The organism is Pseudorhizobium marinum (assembly GCF_000705355.1).
GTDB lineage: Bacteria > Pseudomonadota > Alphaproteobacteria > Rhizobiales > Rhizobiaceae > Neorhizobium > Neorhizobium pelagicum.
The window spans coordinates 1-1246 of sequence record NZ_JMQK01000063.1; the positions used below are offsets into that span (position 1 = coordinate 1).

Consider the following 1246-nt stretch of genomic DNA (forward strand, 5'->3'; position numbering starts at 1 on the left):
ACACTGATCTCCGGTGTTGACGAGGCTCTGAACGACATGACCAGCGCAGCTGCCGATCTTGGTTCAATCGGCATGCGCATCGACATGCAGGAAGAGTTCGTCAACAAGCTGAGCGAGTCGATCGACAAGGGCGTAGGCCGCCTCGTCGACGCTGACATGAACGAAGAGTCGACCCGCCTGAAAGCCCTGCAGACGCAGCAGCAGCTGGCCATCCAGGCTCTGTCGATTGCAAACTCCGACTCGCAGAACGTCCTGTCGCTCTTCCGTTAATCGGATCGAGCCTCACGAACGTATCGTTGCAAAGAAGCCGCACCTGGAAACAGGTGCGGCTTCACTTTTTTTTAAGCATGTTCTGGCACGCGCGCGCGCACGCAAGAGCTGTAAAATAAAATCTACGGCTGTGCCGCATTTGCCCTTTCGTTTAGGTCTTCATTAACCAAACTGGCGTTACCTAGCCTTATCGAGACGGTGAGTTAACCTTGTTTATTAACAGGTTAGTAAGCATGATGCTGTGCGCCGGCTCCCGGTATTGCCCGGAATGTCCCTTTCCAAATCAGCCATTCAAGGGGCACCCATAATATGACTAGCATCCTGACAAACGTCGCAGCCATGGCTGCGCTCTCCACCCTGCGCACGATCTCTTCCGGCATGGAAGAAACTCAGGCTCGCGTTTCCTCGGGCATGCGCGTTGGTTCCGCTTCGGACAACGCAGCTTACTGGTCGATCGCAACGACCATGCGTTCGGACAACATGGCTCTTGCCGCCGTAGAAGACGCCCTCGGCCTCGGCGCCGCCAAAGTCGATACCGCATATGCCGGTATGGATTCGGCCATCGAAGTCGTCAAGGAAATCAAGGCCAAGCTCGTTGCCGCGACTGAAGACGGCATCGACAAGGCCAAGGTCCAGGAAGAAATCGACCAGCTTAAGGACCAGCTGACCTCGATCGCCCAGGCGGCATCCTTCTCGGGCGAAAACTGGTTGCAGGCCAATGTCGGCGCCGGTGAGACCAAGACTGTTGTCGCTTCGTTCGTTCGTGGCGACGATGGCAGCGTTTCGGTCAAGAAGGTCAACTACGCGCTGACGACCGACAACGTGCTGTTCGACACGACGGGCGCCAACCTCGGCATCCTGGACAAAGTCTACGACGTTTCCGCAAAGAGCGTAACGCTTTCCGTCAACACCGACGGTGTGTCTGAGCAGGTGACCGTAGAGGCCTTCTCTGTTGATGACCTGATCGCTCAGGACG

General features: G+C 56.5%; 2 protein-coding genes. Both read left to right on the forward strand.

Features of this window, described 5'->3' with window-relative positions:
- Window positions 1-270: flagellin (locus EO99_RS0125360; protein ID WP_029621324.1), on the forward strand; the 270-nt coding region annotated here is incomplete at its 5' end.
- 309 nt (window positions 271-579) lie between these two features.
- A partial coding sequence (locus tag EO99_RS0125370; RefSeq protein WP_029621325.1) for a flagellin N-terminal helical domain-containing protein occupies window positions 580-1246 on the forward strand: 667 nt, incomplete at its 3' end.